Source organism: Bradyrhizobium genomosp. I (2014), assembly GCF_000261685.1.
In the GTDB taxonomy this organism is placed as follows: domain Bacteria; phylum Pseudomonadota; class Alphaproteobacteria; order Rhizobiales; family Xanthobacteraceae; genus Bradyrhizobium.
This window is the reverse complement of sequence record NZ_AJQE01000189.1, coordinates 1-19343: the sequence shown is the minus strand read 5'-3', so window position 1 is coordinate 19343 and position 19343 is coordinate 1. Positions and strand designations below refer to the sequence as shown.

Annotated in this window: 21 protein-coding genes and 1 pseudogene; 13 read left to right on the top strand and 9 right to left on the bottom strand. The window is 64.3% G+C overall.

Translation table 11 applies throughout. From position 1 onward, the window contains the following. The 4 genes from IC50_RS18155 to IC50_RS18135 form a co-directional block, all read left to right on the top strand. On the top strand, positions 1-541 hold a 541-nt coding region (locus IC50_RS18155), incomplete at its 5' end, for an HpcH/HpaI aldolase family protein (protein ID WP_035707612.1). Positions 542-885: 344 nt separating this feature from the next. Continuing rightward, positions 886-1653 (top strand): acyltransferase, encoded by a 768-nt coding sequence (locus tag IC50_RS18150; RefSeq protein ID WP_035707597.1) that lies wholly within the window; start codon positions 886-888, stop codon positions 1651-1653. A gap of 236 nt (positions 1654-1889) precedes the next feature. After that, positions 1890-2507, top strand: a complete 618-nt coding sequence (gene rpsD / locus IC50_RS18145; protein ID WP_035707594.1) for a 30S ribosomal protein S4 — start codon at positions 1890-1892, stop codon at positions 2505-2507. A 345-nt stretch (positions 2508-2852) separates the two neighbouring features. After that, positions 2853-3920, top strand: a complete 1068-nt coding sequence (locus IC50_RS18135; RefSeq protein ID WP_035707588.1) for a threonine aldolase family protein — start codon at positions 2853-2855, stop codon at positions 3918-3920. 110 nt (positions 3921-4030) lie between these two features. On the opposite strand, the pseudogene IC50_RS18130 reads toward IC50_RS18135, so the two are convergent. Beyond that, positions 4031-4590 (bottom strand): annotated as a pseudogene (locus IC50_RS18130) (O-acetyl-ADP-ribose deacetylase). 3 nt (positions 4591-4593) lie between these two features. Then, positions 4594-4920, bottom strand: coding sequence for a Grx4 family monothiol glutaredoxin (gene grxD, locus IC50_RS18125; RefSeq protein WP_035707586.1), 327 nt, complete (start codon positions 4918-4920; stop codon positions 4594-4596). A gap of 238 nt (positions 4921-5158) precedes the next feature. Here grxD and egtB point away from each other — a divergent pair, with 238 nt between their 5' ends. After that, positions 5159-6457, top strand: a complete 1299-nt coding sequence (egtB, locus tag IC50_RS18120) for an ergothioneine biosynthesis protein EgtB (RefSeq protein ID WP_035707583.1) — start codon at positions 5159-5161, stop codon at positions 6455-6457. A 48-nt stretch (positions 6458-6505) separates the two neighbouring features. After that, entirely contained in the window at positions 6506-7477 is a 972-nt protein-coding gene (gene egtD / locus IC50_RS18115) for an L-histidine N(alpha)-methyltransferase (RefSeq protein ID WP_035707608.1), read from the top strand. A 9-nt stretch (positions 7478-7486) separates the two neighbouring features. Here the strand turns inward: egtD and IC50_RS18110 are convergent, their stop codons facing one another. Further along, entirely contained in the window at positions 7487-8680 is a 1194-nt protein-coding gene (locus IC50_RS18110; protein WP_035707605.1) for a low temperature requirement protein A, read from the bottom strand. A gap of 39 nt (positions 8681-8719) precedes the next feature. Then, entirely contained in the window at positions 8720-8974 is a 255-nt protein-coding gene (locus IC50_RS18105) for a BolA/IbaG family iron-sulfur metabolism protein (protein ID WP_035707582.1), read from the bottom strand. Positions 8975-9169: 195 nt separating this feature from the next. Here IC50_RS18105 and IC50_RS18100 point away from each other — a divergent pair, with 195 nt between their 5' ends. Then, positions 9170-9529 (top strand): DUF427 domain-containing protein, encoded by a 360-nt coding sequence (locus IC50_RS18100; RefSeq protein WP_035707579.1) that lies wholly within the window; start codon positions 9170-9172, stop codon positions 9527-9529. 173 nt (positions 9530-9702) lie between these two features. On the opposite strand, the gene IC50_RS18095 is transcribed toward IC50_RS18100, so the two are convergent. After that, positions 9703-9876 carry a DUF1328 domain-containing protein gene (locus IC50_RS18095; protein WP_035707576.1) on the bottom strand — a complete coding sequence of 58 codons (174 nt, stop codon included), beginning with the start codon at positions 9874-9876 and terminating at the stop codon, positions 9703-9705. Between the two features lie 187 nt (positions 9877-10063). Between IC50_RS18095 and IC50_RS18090 the strand changes: the two genes are divergently transcribed. Then, entirely contained in the window at positions 10064-11251 is a 1188-nt protein-coding gene (locus IC50_RS18090; protein WP_085973822.1) for an acyltransferase family protein, read from the top strand. 157 nt (positions 11252-11408) lie between these two features. Here IC50_RS18090 and purL read toward each other — a convergent pair whose 3' ends face one another. Beyond that, positions 11409-13619: a phosphoribosylformylglycinamidine synthase subunit PurL gene (gene purL, locus IC50_RS18085; RefSeq protein WP_035707573.1), complete on the bottom strand. Its 2211-nt coding sequence runs from the start codon at positions 13617-13619 to the stop codon at positions 11409-11411. A gap of 185 nt (positions 13620-13804) precedes the next feature. Between purL and IC50_RS18080 the strand changes: the two genes are divergently transcribed. From IC50_RS18080 to IC50_RS18070, 3 genes are all read left to right on the top strand, one after another. Next, positions 13805-14284, top strand: a complete 480-nt coding sequence (locus IC50_RS18080) for a PaaI family thioesterase (protein WP_035707570.1) — start codon at positions 13805-13807, stop codon at positions 14282-14284. A gap of 77 nt (positions 14285-14361) precedes the next feature. After that, the gene (locus IC50_RS18075) at positions 14362-15327 is read left to right on the top strand and encodes a DMT family transporter (protein WP_035707567.1); all 966 of its coding nucleotides are present in this window, start codon (positions 14362-14364) and stop codon (positions 15325-15327) included. A 60-nt stretch (positions 15328-15387) separates the two neighbouring features. Next, positions 15388-15813 (top strand): GFA family protein, encoded by a 426-nt coding sequence (locus tag IC50_RS18070; RefSeq protein WP_035707564.1) that lies wholly within the window; start codon positions 15388-15390, stop codon positions 15811-15813. 76 nt (positions 15814-15889) lie between these two features. Here IC50_RS18070 and purQ read toward each other — a convergent pair whose 3' ends face one another. Next, positions 15890-16591 (bottom strand): phosphoribosylformylglycinamidine synthase subunit PurQ, encoded by a 702-nt coding sequence (purQ, locus tag IC50_RS18065; RefSeq protein ID WP_035707561.1) that lies wholly within the window; start codon positions 16589-16591, stop codon positions 15890-15892. 168 nt (positions 16592-16759) lie between these two features. Between purQ and IC50_RS18060 the strand changes: the two genes are divergently transcribed. Further along, positions 16760-17776, top strand: coding sequence for a magnesium and cobalt transport protein CorA (locus IC50_RS18060; protein ID WP_035707558.1), 1017 nt, complete (start codon positions 16760-16762; stop codon positions 17774-17776). Positions 17777-17924: 148 nt separating this feature from the next. On the opposite strand, the gene purS is transcribed toward IC50_RS18060, so the two are convergent. After that, positions 17925-18164 carry a phosphoribosylformylglycinamidine synthase subunit PurS gene (purS, locus tag IC50_RS18055; protein ID WP_035707555.1) on the bottom strand — a complete coding sequence of 80 codons (240 nt, stop codon included), beginning with the start codon at positions 18162-18164 and terminating at the stop codon, positions 17925-17927. Positions 18165-18178: 14 nt separating this feature from the next. Next, a complete protein-coding gene (gene purC, locus IC50_RS18050; protein ID WP_173015815.1) occupies positions 18179-18946 on the bottom strand; it encodes a phosphoribosylaminoimidazolesuccinocarboxamide synthase in 768 nt (255 codons plus the stop codon). Between the two features lie 323 nt (positions 18947-19269). Between purC and IC50_RS44045 the strand changes: the two genes are divergently transcribed. Continuing rightward, the coding region (locus IC50_RS44045) for an ATPase inhibitor subunit zeta (RefSeq protein WP_157461000.1) at positions 19270-19343 on the top strand (74 nt) is incomplete at its 3' end.

Sequence of the window (19343 nt, the reverse complement as noted above, 5' to 3'; positions counted from 1 at the left end):
AAGGGAGCCGTGGCTCGCGAAGGCACCGATGGACATCGGCGCCTTCGGCATCAACTTTCCGATGATCAGCACGCCCGCCGAAGCCGAGAAGGCGGTCCGCAGCGTGCGCTACCCGCCACGCGGCGACCGGCTCTGGGGTCCGTTCCACGCCCCGTTCCGCTGGGGCCAGTCGATGCCGGACTACATGGCGAGCGCCGATGACGAGATGATCTGCATGATCACCATCGAGCATGTCGACGCGGTCAATCGCATCGACGAGATCATGGCGACGCCGGGCATCGACGTCGCCGTCATCGGCCCGGGCGATCTCGCCACCTCCATCAACAAGCGCGGCCAGATGGACGACCCGGAGCTGCTGGAGCTGATCGCGCGCGCCGAGGCCGGCATCCTCAGAAGCGGCGTGCCGATCGGCGGCGTGGCGCGCACCGCCGACCAGGCCAACGCCCTGATCGACCGCGGCTACCGCGCGATCGCGCTCGGCTTCGACTGGTCGCTGTTCCAGCGCGGCATCGTGGCGGCGTTCGAGGGGATCAAGCGCTGAATCGCCGCAACGAGCGGGTCGGCCTTGCCGGGAACCAGGACGCTGCTAGGGTCCGCGGTTCAGGGAGGAAAAACATGCTCAAGAAGACTTTGCCCGCGTTGTCCTTTGCCGGCCTCGCCTTTACCGGTCGGCCGGCGCAGTGCACGACGCCGCGATTCACGGCGACAAATCATTGAAATTATTGATCATTCACGCCACCGGCAAGACCACGCCGCTGACTTCGCCGGCGCTCTGAAAGCGTCGAACCCAGCAGCCCCAGGCCGGTTGGTTCATGCTAAGCACGCGGCGAGCGGTCGACGTGCTCGTTGCACATATTTTAATCCTATCCCAGGAACCGGAGACCAATGCGCGGGACGCCAAAGACCATTTCGCTGCGGCGCCGCCTGATCTGCGACCTCATGCACGCTTCGATGGGCGTGCCCTTCGTTTCGCTCTCCCGTTCGCTCAATATCCGCCCTCTGCTGGACGCCCGCGCAGGCGCAACAGCGCCCGCCGGCTGGGCCGCGATGTTCGTCAAGGCCTTCGCCCTGGTTGCCCGAGACGAGCCGATCCTGCGCACCGTCTACGCCAAATGGCCGTGGCCGGCCCTCTATGAGCTGCCGAAGAGCGTGGCGCTGGTGGCGATCGCCCGGGTCGAGGCCGGCGAGGAATGCGTGATGCCGCAGCGAATCGCAGCGCCGGAGACCCTGTCGCTGGCGGCAATCGACGCCGAGATCCGGCACGGCAAGACAGCGCCGATCGCTGACGTCCCGATGTTCCGCAAGATCATGCGGGCGACCCGCCTGCCGCTGCCGCTCCGACGCCTGTCCTGGGCCATCGGCCTGAATTTCGGCCGGCAGCGCGGCAACTGGTTCGGCAGCTTCGGCGTGAGCTCGGTGGCGGCCTATGGCGGAGGCGAGCTCCACCCCATTACGCCGGGCCCCTTTATCATCAGCTATGGGCGCGTCGAGCCCGACCAGACCATCCATGTCGTGATCCGTTGGGACCACCGGGTCACCGACGCCGCCCCGATTGCCCGGGTCCTGACCCGGCTGGAACAGGTCCTGAACACTGAAATCGCTGCCGAATTGCGGGCAGCCGGACCCACGCCGATCCGGGCGGTCAGGACCTGAACGCGTGGCGGGTCATCCCGGCGCTGCGGGCGCCCCGGAATGACGGCTAAAGAATTGACAGCGAACCCCAAACTCCCCTAAAAGCCGCTTGCTCGCGGGCCGATTTCGGCCCGCGAAGCGTTTCGCGACCCGTGGTCAAGTCCCTTAAGCTTTGGGGATCGGACCTGTCGGTGCCGGGCCAGGCCCGTCACACAGGAGGGCGCGTTTCCTCAAACCATGCAACCGTAGAGGACGCGATGACTAAGCGCAGTGAGGCGAAGTACAAGATCGATCGCCGTATGGGCCAGAACATCTGGGGCCGCCCGAAGAGCCCCGTGAACCGCCGCGAGTACGGCCCCGGCCAGCACGGCCAGCGCCGCAAGGGCAAGCTCTCCGACTTCGGCGTGCAGCTCCGCGCCAAGCAGAAGCTGAAGGGCTATTACGCCAACATCAGCGAACGCCAGTTCCACGGCATCTATGTCGAGGCGAGCCGCCTCAAGGGCGACACCGGCGAGAACCTGATCGGCCTGCTCGAGCGTCGTCTCGACGCGGTCGTGTACCGCGCCAAGTTCGTCTCCACGATCTTCGCCGCCCGCCAGTTCATCAACCACGGCCACGTCAAGGTGAACGGCCGCAAGGTCAACATCTCGAGCTATCAGCTCAAGGTCGGCGACGTGGTCGAGGTCAAGGAAGCCTCCAAGCAGCTCGCCCACGTGCTCGAAGCCAGCCAGCTGCCCGAGCGCGAGGTCCCCGACTATCTCGACGTCGACCATGGCAAGATGACCGCGAAGTACACGCGCATCCCCGGCCTCTCCGACGTGCCGTTCCCGGTGCAGATGGAGCCGCATCTGGTCGTCGAATTCTATTCGCGCTGATATCTCCGCGATCCATTGCTCAAAGGCCCCGGTTTTCCGGGGCCTTTTTGTTTGATAGCGTGCTTTCAATGTCTCAGATGGCCAACCAGTCCGCCAACACTCTGCCTTCGGCAGCGCCGACTGAAGCGGCGCTTCGAGTATGGGAGGCTCTCCCCCGCGACGAGCAGATCTGCCGATATCAGGGGCTGTTCGCTCTGCCTGATTGCAATATCTTCACAGCTGACACGCCAGACGACATCCTCCTCGCCGCGCGGCAGCGCGTCGCTCAACGTTCTCTTGGCTGACAGGTCATCGGGACACGCACGCAATACGTCGCAATTGTTCGACTCGTGAATGAGACACGCCATGCTCTACACCCCTCCCCCCATCGATCCCAAGGCGCCACCTGTCCGCATCAATCTGCTGTCGGATACGCAGACCAGGCCGACGGCTGCAATGCGCGAGGCGATGGCGCGGGCGGAGGTCGGCGACGAGCAGGTCGGCGACGATCCGACCGTGAATGCGCTGTGCGAGCGCGTCGCGGATCTGCTGGGCAAGGAAGCGGCGGTCTACATGCCCTCCGGCACGATGTGCAACGTCACTGCGACGCTGGTGCATTGCCGTCCCGGCGACGAGATCCTCGCCCATGAGACCGCCCATATCATCGCCCGCGAGGGTGGCGCGCATGCCGCGATCGGCGGTTTCCAGGTCACCCAGCTCAAGGGCGATGGCGGCCAGTTCACGCCGGAAACCTTCCGGAAGGCGCTGCACCCGCGCACGCGCTACCAGCCGCCGCAGACCGTCGTCAGCGTCGAGCAGACCGCCAATATCGGCGGCGGCACGATCTGGAAGAAAGCCGCGCTCGACGAGATCGTCGCGATCGCCAAACAGCACGGCCTCGTCACCCACATGGACGGCGCACGCCTGCTCAACGCGACCGTGGCCAGCGGCATCTCTCCGCGCGACATGACCGCGGGCTGGGATTCGGCCTGGATCGACTTCTCGAAGGGGCTGGGCGCGCCGATCGGCGGCGTGCTCGCAGGCTCGCGCGCCTTCATCGACGCGGTGTGGCAGTGGAAGCAGCGCCTCGGCGGCTCGATGCGGCAGGCCGGGATCTGCGCGGCGGCCTGCATCTACGCGCTCGACCATCACGTCGAGCGCCTCGCCGACGACCACGCCAATGCGCGGGCGCTCGCCCGCGGACTGTCGCAGATCTCAGGCATCGAGGTGCAGGAGCCCGAGACCAATCTCGTGTTCTTCAAGCCCGACGGCGCCGGCATTCCCGGCGACAAGATGGTGGCCGCGCTTCGTCAACGCGGCGTGACGCTTGCGATGATGGACGGCCGCATCCGCGCCTGCACCCATCTCGACGTCAATGCGAGCCAGATCGAGGAGACGATCGGATACGTGCGCGAGATCGTGCGCGGCGCTTAAGCACCGCCCCATCGCCTGATGGATCAGCGTCTTCAGCTCGAGTTGAATCCGGCCGCGCTGCGACGGGGTCTACGCCTGGTGGACGAAGAACATGTCCTGCTTCAGATCGATCATGAAATAGCACCGCCGGGGCCGCCGTGTCGCGCGAGCGCCTCGGCATGGAGTTTGGCGCCTGGCTCGGCGAAGCAGCAGAACACCACGCGCGCAACGAACGGCGCAGCTGCGAGCGCTTCGATCGTCGCGCGCACGGCGATATCGGCCGCCCGGTCGGCAGGAAAGCGGAAAATGCCGGTCGAAATCGCGGGGAATGCCACCGAGGTCAGCCGGTGCTTGCCGCACAGCTCCATCGATCGGCGATAGCAGGAGGCGAGCAGCTCGTCCTCGCCGAGCGTGCCGCCATTCCACACCGGACCGACGGTGTGGATCACATGTGCGGCCTTGAGCCGATAACCCCTGGTGATCTTCGCGTCACCCGTCTTGCAGCCGTGGAGCATGCGGCATTCGGCGACGAGGTCGGGCCCGGCCGCCCGATGGATCGCACCGTCCACGCCGCCCCGCCAAGGAGCGACGTGTTGGCGGCGTTGACGATGGCGTCAACGCCGAGTGTCGTCATGTCGGCAACGATGACCTCGAACTCGGCGCCACCGATCCGGCGCGCCAGCACGGTCATGTATCAGGCCGCGACGGCGACGCCCTTTTCGGAGAAGAGCTGCTGCAATTCGCCGGCCTGGAACATCTCGCGAACGATGTCGCAGCCGCCGACGAACTCGCCCTTCACGTAGAGCTGCGGGATGGTCGGCCAGTTCGAGTATTCCTTGATGCCATTGCGCAGCTCGGCGGATTCGAGGACATTGAGGCCCTTATAGCCGACACCGATATGGTCAAGGATCTGGACGACCTGGCCCGAGAAACCGCACTGCGGAAATTGCGGCGTACCCTTCATGAACAGAACCACGTCGTTCGACTTCACTTCGTTGGCGATGAATTCCGCGATGCTCATATCCGTGTCCTTCTGGGGCAGAGCCCTCACCAATTGCTTCGGGCCGGCTCAGCCGATTTAACCCGATACCTGCCTATATATGTAGCCCAAACCGTTGTGCATCCAAAGTAAAATGGCGGCGACAGGTCCCGGGCAACCATGCCGAGCCCAACAGGTCCATAGGCTGATGACATCAATATCATCACCGGAGAGGACTTTCATACCGTAACAGAGCCCCTATCTAGGACGAACGCTCGTTATGGAACCGGGTCGCGCCAACAACGTTCTCTTGTCCTGTCTGGAGAAAAACGTGACGAAACCAGCCTCAGCTACGGCCGCCCCCCAGCTTTCGTCACCGTCCTTCCACCCGGACGACCTCGCCCAGCGGCTCGAGGCGGCGTTTCTCACTGTCCGCAATGAGACCGAACGGCGGGCAGCACCGCTGTCACCGGAGGACCAGCAGATCCAGTCCATGCCCGATGCCAGCCCGACCAAATGGCACCGCGCCCACACCACCTGGTTCTGGGAGCAATTCCTGCTCGGCGAGCATGCTGCGGGCTACCGGCCCTTCCACCCCGATTTCGCGTTCCTGTTCAATTCCTATTACGTCAGCGCCGGGCCGCGACATGCCCGCAATCATCGCGGCGACATCACCCGGCCGAGCGCCGACGAGGTCGGCGCCTATCGCAAATACGTCGATGCTGCCGTCGTCGAATTCTTCCGCGGGGCTGGCGAGGACAAGCTTCGCGCAATCGCGCCGCTCGTCGACGTGGGGCTCAACCATGAGCAGCAGCATCAGGAACTGATGTCCACCGACATCCTGCATGCCTTTGCGCAGAACCCGATCTACCCGACCTATGACCCGGACTGGCGCTTCCCGGCCGCAACGCGCAGCGGCAATGACTGGCTGACACTCAATGAAGGCATCCACACCGTCGGCCATGTCGACGACAGCTTCCATTTCGACAACGAGAAGCCGGCGCATCGTGCCCTCGTCGGTCCGGTCAAGATCGCCCGCAACCTCGTCACCAATGCCGAGTGGCTCGCCTTCATGCAGGATGGCGGCTACCGGACCGCAACCCTGTGGCTGATGGACGGCTTTGCCGCGGCCAGCAGGGACGACTGGCAGGCCCCGGGCTACTGGCGCGAGGTCGACGGCGCATGGCAGACGATGACGCTGGCCGGCCTCAAGCCGGTCGATCCCGACGCGCCGGTCTGCCACATCAGCTACTATGAAGCCGACGCCTTCGCGCGCTGGTCCGGAAAACACCTGCCGACCGAGATGGAATGGGAGGTCGCGGCCCGGGCTGGCCAGCTCAACGACGCCTTCGGCATCGTCTGGCAATGGACCCGCAGCTCTTACTCGCCCTACCCCGGTTATCGCGCCGTCGAAGGCGCGCTCGGCGAGTATAACGGCAAGTTCATGGTCAACCAGCTGGTGCTGCGCGGCTCCTCGCTTGCAACTCCGCAAGGTCACAGCCGCATTACCTACCGCAACTTCTTCTATCCGCACCACCGCTGGCAGTTCACCGGACTGCGCCTCGCCGACTACGACTAGAAATTCCGACGACAAATGCGCGCCGGACAGCGCGTTCAGGAGAGCATCATGAATGTGCGCGCCAGCGCTTTGGCCGAAGCCCATCTTCCCGACCAGCAGACCACCGCCTTTGCCCGCGAGGCCATCGAGGACCTCTCGCGGCAGCCGAAGAAGCTATCGCCGAAATACTTTTATGACGCGACGGGATCGGAGCTGTTCGAGGCGATCACGCGCCTGCCGGAATATTATCCGACGCGCACGGAGCTTGCGATTCTGAAGGAGCGCGGGGGCGAGATCGCAAGAATCATTCCGGAGCACGCGGCGCTTGTCGAGTTCGGTGCCGGTGCGACCACAAAGGTCCGCCTGTTGCTGGGTCATTGCAAATTCGCAGCCTACGTGCCCGTCGACATCTCGGGCGACTTCCTGAAGGCGCAGGCGAATGGGCTGAGGCGGGATTTCCCCGAGCTCGGCATCTATCCGGTCGCCGCCGACTTCACCGCGCCGTTCGAGCTGCCCAAGCAGGTCGCATCGATGCCGAAGGTCGGCTTCTTCCCCGGTTCGACCATCGGCAATTTCGAGCCGCAAGAGGCCCAGGCCTTCCTGAAGAGCGCCCGCGCCATTCTGGGCCGGGGCGCACAGATGATCATCGGCGCCGACCTCGAAAAGGACGAGCGGATCCTCTTTGATGCCTATAACGACGCCGCCGGCGTCACCGCCCGCTTCAACCTCAATGTGCTGGTGCGCATCAATCGCGAGCTCGGCGGCAATTTCGATCTCCCCGCCTTCACCCATCGCGCGATCTACAACCGCGAGCGGCACCGCATCGAGATGCACCTGATCAGCAGGAAGAGCCAGACCGTTCGTCTGCTCGGCACCAGCTTCTCGTTCCGCCCCGGCGAGAGCATCCACACAGAGAACAGCTACAAGTACAGCCTCGAGCGTTTCGCCGCGCTGGCGCAGGGCGCGGGCTGGCGCGTTCGCGAGAGCTGGACGGACGCGGCGAACATGTTCTCGGTGCACGCGCTCGAGGTCGCGGAGTAGCGCCGGGGTTCAATGCTCCGCCGCTTCTTCCGGCGTCGCCCCCAGCGACACCGACTCCCACACCGCCACCACGATCAAGATCGTCGTGGTGGCGACCGACAGCCGCAGCGGGGAGAGGTCGGCTGCAAACCAGCTCAGCGCCAGCAGCAGGATGATGCCGACGCCGTGCGAGAGCTGGAGAAAGCCGCGGATCGCGTGCTTGAACAGGATGGTGCCGACCAGGAACACCAATGGGCCGCCGATCGTGCTCACGATGGTGCGGGTGTCGGAATGGCCGGTCGGGTGCTTCAGCACCAGCTCGTCCGACACCGCGGTCAGGATGATCCCGGCGACGATCGGCATGTGCAGATAGGTGTAGGCGAGCCGCGCCAGGCGGCCGGATTCGGCTGACTTGGATATCCGCTCGGAGCCGGCCTCCGCGCCCTTGTGGAAATAGATCCACCACATCGCGATGGCACCGACCAGCGCCGAGACGAAGGCCAGGAGATTGTCCGCGGTCCAGTCGAGCTCCGCAAAAGTGGCGCCGTTGACGACGATGGCTTCACCGAGCGCGATGATGACGAACAGCGCGCAGCGCTCGGCCATATGGCCGCCTTCGACGGCCCACGCCTCGACCGACGAAAACCCGAGCTTCGGGACCCAGAAGCGCGCCGCCGGCGAGATGTACTCCCAGGTCACCGCCGCGATCCACAGCCACAGCCGCGCGTCCCCCTCGGACAGACCGCCTGCAATCCACAAGACCGCCGAGATCGAGAGCCAGGTCAGGATGCGGATCGCATTGTGCCGCACGGCCGTTCGATGCCGCGGCGTTGCGAGCAGCCAGAACGCGGTACGTCCGACCTGCATGGCCGCATAGGCAATTGCAAACCACAGGCCACGTCCCTCGAAGGCAGTCGGGATCGTCGTCGACAGCACGAGGCCGCCCAGCATCATCGAAAAGAGCAGGAGGCGGACCGGCGTCAGCTCGGGATCGAGCCAGTTGGTGACCCAGGCGGTGTAGACCCACACCCACCACACCGCGAGAAACAGCACCGCGACGTGCACCGCGCCGAGCGGCGTGAAATGGTGCAGCAGCGAGTGCGAGATCTGCGTGACGGCAAAGACGAAGACGAGGTCGAAGAACAGCTCGACAAAGGTGACACGGCTGTGCTGACTCGGCACGATGACGCGAAACATCGCGCCGCGCGGGTTGTCTGCAGCCATCATCGCTCCCCGTCGCGGCAGATCACGTAGCCCGTCAGATCAAGTGCCCGGCACCCCAGGTCCGCCGGGTACTCCGGTCTGCAGCGCCAGCGCGTGCAGTACGCCGCCCATCTGGCCGCGAAGGGATTGGTAGACGATCTGGTGCTGCTGGACGCGGGACTTGCCGCGAAAGGATTCCGAGATCACGGTCGCGGCATAGTGGTCGCCGTCGCCGGCGAGGTCACGGATGGTCACCTCGGCATCGGGGATCGCTGCCTTGATCATCGCCTCGATATCGTGGGCGTCCATGGGCATTCGGGTCTCGCTCCTTATGGTCCAAGTTATGGTCCAAGCATTCGAATCGCTGCCGGGGTCCCCGCTCCGGCAGGCTCAAACTTAGCGTGAACGGCCTTCTCCGTCACGTCTTCCGGCACTATATCCGTGATCCCATCAGGATAAAGGCACGACAGAGTGCCGCGCGCGGCAGATCGATCGAAAAGGCGTGAAATCATGAAGCTTCCAGGGCCCGACCACCCGATCACCATCACTCCAAATCCCCGGCGCGTCCGCGTGAGCGCGGGCGACATCGTCATCGCCGAGACCAGCAAGGCCCTGATCCTGAAGGAGGCCAGGTATCCGGCGGTGCAATATGTGCCACGAGAGGACGCCAATATGGGCCTGCTGGAGCGCACCGACCGCGTCACCCACTGCCCGTACAAGGGGGACGCGAGCTATTTTAGCGTCAAGGCCGACGGCAAGACGCTGGACAACGCAATCTGGACCTATGAGACGCCCTTCCCCGCCATGACCGAGATTGCCGGCCATCTCGCCTTCTATCCGGACAAGGTGAAGATCGAGGAGGTGGGGTGATCGACGCTGTACGCCGCCGTCATGGCCGGGCCTCGTCCCGCCTGCGCGGCCGAAGCCGCTTCGGCGAGGCGAAGGCCCGGCCATCCACGTTCTTGGCGGCAATCGATAGGGAAGACGTGGATGCCCGCGTCAAGCGCGGGCATGACGACTGAAAGTGTGGGGCCGCAAGCCCGCTAAGCCCTGAAGATCGTGAGGCCCAGTACCAGCAGCACGAGGAAGATCACGACAAAGACGTAGAACAGGAAGCGGGCGATATCGGCGGAGGCGGCCGAAATGCCGGTGAAGCCGAGCACACCGGCCACGATCGAGACAAGCAGGAAGATCAACGCCCATTTCAGGATCGTCATTGCCAGCTCCGAAATTTGCTGCCGCCTTTCTTGCGGCTCCTCAGGCTCTTTTCGCGGATGCTAACTGCGCTGCGCGGAACTGGTTCCTAATGGCGCAAGGGCTGACCTATGGCATGCTGCCCTTGCTGAATCGAGTTCCCGGCGGCACAGTCCAGCCGGGAGCAGAAACGCGATCGGGGCCGCCACGATGACGATGTCACATTCAGCGACGATCGGCGCAGAGGCGCATGCCGCACCGAAGAGCCACGCGCGCAATTTGGCCATTGATCGGGCCCGCACTTTCCTCACTCTGGTGGTGCTGCTGCATCACGCGGTGATCCCCTATACTTATTTCGGTCATACCGATCCGAAGTACTTCTTCGGCTTCGACATCGTGGTGCTCGCCACCGACAGTTTCTTCATGGCGATGTTCTTCTTCCTGTCGGGCCTATTCGCCTGGTCTGGTATCGCCAGGAAGGGACCGCTGAACTACTTGCAGGATCGCCTGCTTCGGCTCGCGCTGCCATTCGTGATCTGCGCTTTCACGGTCATTCCGGTCGCCTATTACGCCATCTCACTGCGGCACCATCCCGAGATCGGCTTTTCGGAATACTATTGGAATATGATCACGAAGGGCCCGTGGCCGAGCGGGCCGATCTGGTTTCTCTGGGTCTTGCTCGGCTTCGACCTGGTTGCCTGCCTGCTGTACCGGCTGTCGCCCAATCTGCTCGATCCGATCAATCGCCTCTCGCTGCACGGTCGCCGTCGGCCCGCGGTGTTCTTCGCAGTGATGCTTGCCGTCACCGCTGCCTTTTACGTTCCCGGGCTGGTTCGCTACGGGCATAGCAGTTGGTTCGAGTTCGGGCCGTTCTCGGTCCAGCAAGGGCGTGTGATGCTCTACGCGACCTACTTCTTTTTCGGTGCCGGCATTGGCGTTGCGCAAATGGATCGCGGGCTGCTCGCTGCCGACGGCCGTATGGCAAAGGTCAGCTGGGACTGGATGGTACTGGCGATCGTTCCGTATTGCCTCTTGTGGGTGCTGATCTTCATCAAGCGCGAAATACTGGGCAACCCGTCGCCGTTGCCGGACTGGTATGAAGCGCTCTATGCCATCTGCTTCACTGTCTTCAGCGTGGCCATCATGTTTCTGATCCTGGCCTTTTTCCAGAGGTTCAAGCAATCAGGCTCGGCCAAGCTGCTCGATCCAATGCAGAGCGACGCGTACGGCATGTTCCTGGTGCACTATCCATTCGCACTGTGGCTGCAATACTGGCTGTTCGACTATGACCTGCCGGCGATCGTCAAGGCCACAATCGGCTTTGTACTGACAGTCGCGGCGAGCTGGGCGCTTACGCGAGCGTTGCGGCAGATCCCGGGCGCCTCGCGCGTATTGTGAGGCATGGCCTCTCCACTCGTCATTGCGAGGAGCCCTTGCGACGAAGCAATCCAGACTGCCTCGGCGGAGGGATCCTGGATTGCTTCGCGGAGCCTGTCATCGGGCCGCGCTTCGCGCGGACCCGTTGGCTCGCAATGACAGAGTGTGTGGCGGCGACTTACGCCGCCTTCCCGCCCATGTACTCCGGCAGCCAGCGCTCGAACGATTTGCGCAGCGTGTCGATCGCAACCGGCGCCTCGCCCGCGATCGTGATCGCATCGCCGCCGGTGGTGCCGATCCGCACGCAGGGCACCTCGCAGCCACGCATCTTGGCGAGCACGCGACCGGCTTCCGTTTCCGGCACGGTGACGAGGTAGCGCGCCTGGTCCTCGCCGAACCAGTAGGCCTGCGGCACCAGCGCGGCCGGCGCCGCGAGCAATTTTGCGCCGATACCGCTCGCCATCGCCATCTCGGCAAGGGCGATCAGGAGGCCACCGTCGGAGAGATCGTGCACGGCGGTCGCGGTGCCCGCATGGATCATGCCGCGCACGCAATCGCCGTTGCGCTTCTCTGCGGCGAGATCGACCGGCGGCGGCGCGCCTTCCTCGCGACCGCAGATGTCGCGCAGGTAGACGGACTGGCCGAGCCAGCCATGGGTCTCGCCGATCAGGAGGATCGCCTCGCCTTCGGCCTTGAAGGCGAGCGAGGCGGACTTGGTGAAATCGTCGAGCAGGCCGACGCCACCGATCGAGGGCGTGGGCAGGATCGCGCGGCCGTTGGTCTCGTTGTAGAGCGACACGTTGCCGGAGACGACCGGGAAATCCAGCGTGCGGCAGGCTTCCGAGATGCCCTTCAGACAGCCGACGAACTGGCCCATGATCTCGGGCCTTTCGGGATTGCCGAAATTGAGATTGTCGGTGATCGCGAGCGGCTTGCCGCCGACCGCGGTGATGTTGCGCCAGGCTTCCGCCACCGCCTGCTTGCCGCCCTCGAACGGGTCGGCTTCGCAATAGCGCGGTGTGACGTCGACGGTCAGCGCCAGCCCCTTCGGCCCGTCCTGCACCCGCACCACGGCGGCATCGCCGCCGGGACGCTGCATGGTGTTGCCGAGGATGACGTGGTCGTACTGCTCCCAGACCCAGCGCTTGGAACACATGTCGGGCGTGCCGATCAGCTTCTCCAGCGCGCTACCTAAGCCCATCGGCGCCGGCACCTCGCGCGCATGCACGACCGGCAGCGCGGCGGAGGGGACATGCGGGCGGTCATAGACCGGCGCCTCGTCGCCGAGCTCCTTGATCGGCAGGTCGGCCATGACGTCGCCGCCGTGCTTGACCACGAAACGCTTGCTCGGCGTGGTGTAGCCGACCACGGCGAAGTCGAGTCCCCACTTCCTGAAGATCGCCTCGGCTTCCTGCTCCTTCTCGGGCTTGAGCACCATGAGCATGCGCTCCTGGCTCTCCGAGAGCATCATCTCGTAGGCGCTCATGCCGGTCTCGCGGGTCGGCACCACGTCGAGGTCGAGGTCGACGCCGAGATCGCCCTTGGCGCCCATCTCGACCGCCGAGCAGGTCAGGCCTGCCGCGCCCATGTCCTGGATCGCAATGACGCAGCCCTTCTCCATGATCTCGAGGCAGGCCTCCAGCAGCAGCTTCTCGGCGAAGGGGTCGCCGACCTGCACGGTCGGACGCTTCTCCTCGGACTTGTCGTCGAACTCGGCCGAGGCCATCGAGGCGCCGTGAATGCCGTCGCGGCCGGTCTTGGAGCCCAGATAGACGATCGGCATGTTCACGCCGGAGGCGGCTGCATAAAAGATCTTGTCGGCATCGGCGAGGCCCACCGCCATCGCGTTGACGAGGATGTTGCCGTCATAGCGGGTGTGGAAGCGCACCTGGCCGCCGACCGTCGGCACGCCGAAGGAATTGCCGTAGCCGCCGACGCCAGCCACCACGCCGGAGACCAGATGCCGGGTCTTCGGGTGCTCGGGCGCGCCGAAGCTGAGCGCATTGAGGCAGGCGATCGGACGCGCGCCCATGGTGAAGACGTCACGCAGGATGCCGCCGACGCCGGTGGTCGCGCCCTGATACGGCTCGATATAGCTCGGGTGGTTGTGGCTCTCCATCTTGAAGACCACGGCCTGGCCGTCACCGATGTCGATCACGCCGGCGTTCTCGCCGGGGCCCTGGATCACCCAAGGCGCCTTGGTCGGCAAGCCGCGCAAATGGATGCGCGAGGACTTGTACGAGCAGTGCTCGTTCCACATCGCCGAGAAGATGCCGAGCTCGGTGAAGGTCGGCTCCCGCCCGATCAGCTTCAGGATGCGCTCGTACTCGTCGGGCTTGAGCCCATGGGCGGCAACCAGTTCGGGGGTGATCTTGGGTTCGTTCTTCATGGCTTCAGGGGCTTTCGGCGGCGGTTGGCCGTTCTTAGGAACATCGGGGGCTCGCGGAAAGCCCTTTATGGCGCATTTTCCCGCAGTCCCACGTTTTGCGCCGGGGGCCCCGCGGGAACAGGAATTGCACGGCGCGAATGGATCGGATTTAAGGGCTAAAGACCCGCAATTGAAGGCCCATTTCCTTGCACGAATTGACCAAAGCGCCCCCGCCCCGCCGTCCCGACCTCCACATCGCCACGGAGGGCGAATTTGTGGGCTGGCGGACCTGGATTCGCGATAGTTTTGAGGTCCATGTCGGCCCCTTCTGGCACCGGATCGAGGCGGACGGCAGTGTCCGCAGCGCCTTCCGGGTCGAGAAGAAGCACCTCAACGGCTCCGGGAACGTCCATGGCGGCTGCTACATGGCCTTTGCCGACTATTCCCTGTTCGCGATCGCCACGCACGTCCTTGACAGCCGGGCGGTGACGACCAATTTCGCCTGCGAATTCCTCGACGCGGCACGGGAGGGCGAGCTGATCGAATGCACCGGCGAGGTCACCCGCGCCGGCGGCTCGCTGATCTTCCTGCGCGGGAAGATGATGTCCGGGACGCGCGTGCTGCTGACCTTTTCCGGCACGATCAAGCGGATGAAGCGGAAGGCACTGCCTCAGCCAAACGCATAGCTCGGTGCCTTCCCTTTTCGCGCCCCCTCGCCCAGACTTCCCGGCAAGCGCTATCGCGCCGGGGAGCAGGAAACAAGGTGCCGCAGAGCACATCGCCGACGGGGGGCACGGCGGCCTCCGCATCATCGCCGTTGCCGTCCGTGGCCGCCGCCGGCGCACGCAACTGGCGTGACTATGCGCTGCTGCTCACGCTCGCCTGCTGCTGGAGCTCGACCTATCCGCTGGCCAAGCTGGCGCTTCCCACCATCCCGCCCATCACCTTCATCTCGGCGCGCTCGCTGATCGCGGCCGCCTTCCTGTTCGCGATCCTGTGGATGCGCGGCATCAAGCTCCCGACCGACGCCAGGGCCTGGAAGCTGTTCGCGACCCAGCAATTGATCAACTCGACCTTCCCGTTCCTGATCATCACCTGGTCGCAGCAATATGTGCCGGCCTCGAACACGGTGGTGCTGGCTTCGACGACGCCGATCTTCGCCTTCCTGATCACCTCGCTGATCACGCGGCACGAGCCGGCAACGCTGCTCAAGCTCGCCGGCGCGATCCTCGGACTTGCCGGAACTGTCGCCATCGTCGGCCTCGATTCGCTACGCGGCCTCAGTAGCGAGATCGTTGCGGAAATCGCCATCCTGCTCGCCACCATCTCCTTTGCCTGCGCGACGATCTTCGGTCTTCGCCTCTCCGAATACGACCCGATGGTGGTGGCGGCCGGCTCGCTGCTGTTCGGCGGCTTCATCCTGTTGCCCCCCTCGCTGATCATCGACCAGCCCTGGACGCTGCATCCGTCTCCGACGGCAATCGTCGCCACCATCGTCATGGGCATCGTCTCGAGCGCGCTCGGATTGATGCTGTTCTACGTCTGCCTCGGCCGCCTCGGCACGCTGACCACGAACGCCCAAGGCTATTTGCGCATCCCGATCGGCGTCGGTTTGTCGGTGCTGCTGCTCGGCGAGAGCGTGCCGTCGAATTTGGCGCTGGGCCTGCTGCTGGTGATGGCCGGCGTTGCCGCGATGACGGTGCCTGCGGAGAAGCTCAAGCTGCGCTAGGGTCTGGACTCAACCAAGCTGTGGCCGCAGAATCAATCTGAACAGGAGAAACAGAAAAACATGGTGAGCGACACGAACGTTTGGGCCGGCCAGTGTCATTGCGGCGCGGTGCGCTTCAAGGCGACGCTCAGCGACGGCTTCAATTCGATCCGCCGCTGCACTTGCTCTTACTGCCGGATGCGAGGCGCCGTCGTTGCCATGGCGGAAATGGGTGGGATCAAGTTCCTGCAGGGCGCGGACGCGCTGACAACCTACCGCTTCCATACCGGATCGGCGCAACACTTCTTCTGTTCTCGCTGCGGAATATACACGCATCATCAACGGCGATCTGACACGACATCATACGCCGTCAACGTGGCCTGCCTGGACGGAGTAAGCCCGTTCGATTTCACTGAGGTGCCCGTCATGGACGGCGTCAATCACACCAACGATACCGGCAAGCCAACGCGTCGAGCAGGCACGCTCCGGTTTATCCTGGCTGACTAAAGCGGAATGGCTTTCGCAGCGGTCGCGAACGACACCGCCGCAATCGCGGCGAGCGTCCGCTTCAACACCGGCAGGATCACGCGGCCTTTTCCAGATGCTGGACGAGGCCGGCGAACAGGCCGCGGCCGTCGGTGCAGCCCATGATGTCTTCGACGTGGTTTTCCGGATGCGGCATCATGCCGAGCACGTTGCCCCTGTCATTGACGATGCCGGCGATGGAATGCGCTGCGCCGTTGATGTTGGCGGCCTCGTCGACCACGCCGGCGGCCGAGCAGTAGCGATAGAGCACCCGCCCCTCGCCTTCGAGCCGCTTGATGGTCTCCTCGTCCGCCTCGTAATTGCCCTCGCCGTGCGCGACGGGCACGCGGATCACCTGGCCCGCATTGTAGCCGCGCGTGAAGGGCGTGTCGGAGCGCTCGACGCGCAGGTGCACATCCCTGCAGATGAATTTCAGCCGCGCATTGCGCATCAGGACGCCCGGCAGCAGGCCGGATTCACAGAGGATCTGGAAACCGTTGCAGACGCCGAGCACGAGGCCGCCCCCGGCCGCATAGGCGCGCACCGCGTCCATCACCGGCGCGCGTGCCGCGATCGCGCCGCAGCGCAAATAGTCGCCGTAGGAGAAGCCGCCCGGCACCACCACGAGGTCGGTACCCGCAGGCAATGACGTCTCGGCGTGCCAGACCATCGCCGGCTCGCTGCCCGAGATCAGCCTCAAGGCACGCGCCATGTCGCGCTCGCGGTTGATTCCGGGAAAGACGAGAATGGCGGCTTTCATGGTTCGGGGTTCCGGCGATGACGGGAATCGGGCTGGCCAAAGGGCCAATTCGTGAAGAGACATAGCCATTTGACGGGAATTTTACCAGTGCTAGCCTCGCCGGGCGGCCTTGTACACAGGCCATAGCCACGGCACGTCTGCCTGACGATCTAGCCCGGGATTGAAGCCATGAATGTCCCGTCGCTCCCCACATCCCTCTCCGAACCGGTGCCCACCGAGGGCGTCGTCGCCGCCGGCGCCTATGTCGACGGACGGCGTGTCGCCAATATCGCCATCAGTGAGGCCTCGAGCTGGCGGGCCAAACCCGGCCATGTGGTCTGGATCGGCCTGCACGAGCCCGACATGGCGCTGCTCGGCGCGGTGCAGAAGCAGTTCGACCTCCACGAGCTCGCGATCGAGGACGCCAACCACGCCCATCAGCGGCCCAAGATCGAGCAATATGGCGAGGCCCTGTTCATCGTCGCGCGCACCGCGCAATTGATCGAGGGCCGCATCGCCTTCGGCGAGACGCACATTTTCGTCGGCGAGGGCTATCTGGTCTCGGTGCGCCACGGCGCTTCGACCTCCTATACGCCGGTGCGCGAGCGCTGCGAGAGCTGCCCGCGGGCGCTCGCGCGCGGCGAGGATTACATCCTCTACGCCATCCTCGATTTCATCGTCGACAACTACTCGCCCGTGCTGGAAAGCATTCACGAAGAGATCGAGGAGATCGAGGACGACGTGCTCGCGCACGCGATCACCAAGACGCAGATCGAGCGGCTCTACATGCTGCGCCGTGACCTGTTACGGCTCCGCAACGCGATCGGGCCGCTGGTGGAGGTCTGCCGCCGGCTCGAGCACGATGAGCTGTCGATGGTGCGCGCGACGATGCAACCCCTGTTCCGCGACGTCACCGACCATGTCCGCAACATCCAGGAGCGCATCGATTCCATGCGCGAGGTGCTGGCCTTCGCCTTCGAGGCCAGCCTGCTGGTCGGCCAGGCCCACGAGACCGCGGTGTCGAAGAAGCTCGCCTCGTGGCTGGCGATCATCGCGATCCCGACCGCGCTCGCCGGCATCTACGGCATGAACTTCAAGCACATGCCGGAGCTGGAATGGGAGTATGGCTACTACATGCTGCTGGGCCTGATGCTGACGGCCTGCGCCGCGCTGTACTGGCGTTTTCGCAGCGTTGGGTGGCTGTGAGCGAGGGGCGGTCAACCAACAGCGCTTGACAGCCAGACCCTCATGGTGAGGAGGCGCACAAGCGCCGTCTCGAAACATGCAGGCCCGGCTCCGACACCTCGGCCTTCATCGTTCGAGGGGCGCGCTCCTCAGGATGAGGAGCGACAGCTCAGACGATCTCCACCCGATAATTCTCGATCACGGTGTTCGCCAGCAGCTTGTCGGCGGCTTCCTTCAGCGCCGCTTCCGCCTTGGCCTTGTCGGCGCCGGCAAGCTCGATGTCGAACACCTTGCCCTGCCGGACGCTGGCGACGCCATCGACGCCGAGCGACCTCAGCGCGCCTTCGATGGCCTTGCCTTGCGGATCGAGGATGCCCGTCTTCAAGGTAACGGTGACACGTGCCTTCACGTCGAAATCCTCTCTCAGCTCTTCACCAGCACCGGGCCGGAGCCCTGTGGACGCTCGTTCTCCATGAGGATGCCGAGACGCTTTGCGACTTCGGTATAGGCCTCGAGCAGGCCGCCGAGATCCCTGCGGAAACGGTCCTTGTCGAGCTTCTCGTTCGACTTGATGTCCCAGAGACGGCAGCTATCCGGCGAGATCTCGTCGGCGACGATGATCCGCATCATCTCGTTCTCGAACAGGCGCCCGCACTCCATCTTGAAGTCGACGAGGCGGATGCCGATGCCGAGGAAGAGGCCGGTGAGGAAATCGTTGACGCGGATGGCGAGCGCCATGATGTCGTCGATCTCCTGCGGCGTCGCCCAGCCGAACGCGGTGATGTGCTCTTCCGACACCATGGGGTCGTTGAGCTGGTCGTTCTTGTAATAGAATTCGATGATCGAACGGGGCAGCTGGGTGCCCTCCTCGATGCCGAGGCGCTGCGACAGCGAGCCGGCGGCGACATTCCGCACCACCACTTCCAGCGGCACGATCTCGACCTCGCGAATCAACTGCTCGCGCATGTTGAGACGGCGGATGAAATGGGTCGGCACCCCAATGTCGTTGAGGTGCTGAAACAGGTACTCGGAGATCCGGTTGTTGAGGACACCCTTGCCCTCGATCACCTGATGCTTTTTCGCATTGAACGCGGTGGCGTCGTCCTTGAAGTGCTGGATCAGGGTACCGGGCTCGGGGCCTTCGTAGAGAACCTTTGCCTTGCCTTCATAAATGCGACGCCGACGGCTCATTGGGATGTACCGTGTTTTGTTGAAATCCATGAAATTGGTGTGCTCCGGTTGACTAGGATTGCGACCCACAGCGGAGCTGCCGTGAACGGCCGGGAACCCATCCATTAACCCTTGGAAACAGAACGGGAACCAAACCTTTAGGCAACCTATCCGATTGGCTGTCCCAGCACAATCGATCCGGCCGTCCGGCGCCAACTTATACCATCTTGCCTGCGGCTTAACGGCCCGTTGTTTTGCCGATTGGTGCTATCTATGTAGGCATCCAGCCGGGTCGCCGCAACGGAAGGCTCCCGCGCCATTCAGCAGGGGATTTGGAACAAGGCATGAGCGAGTTCGACAAGCGCCAGGAAGGTTTCGAGAAGAAGTTCGCCCTCGACGAGGAGCAGAAGTTCAAGGC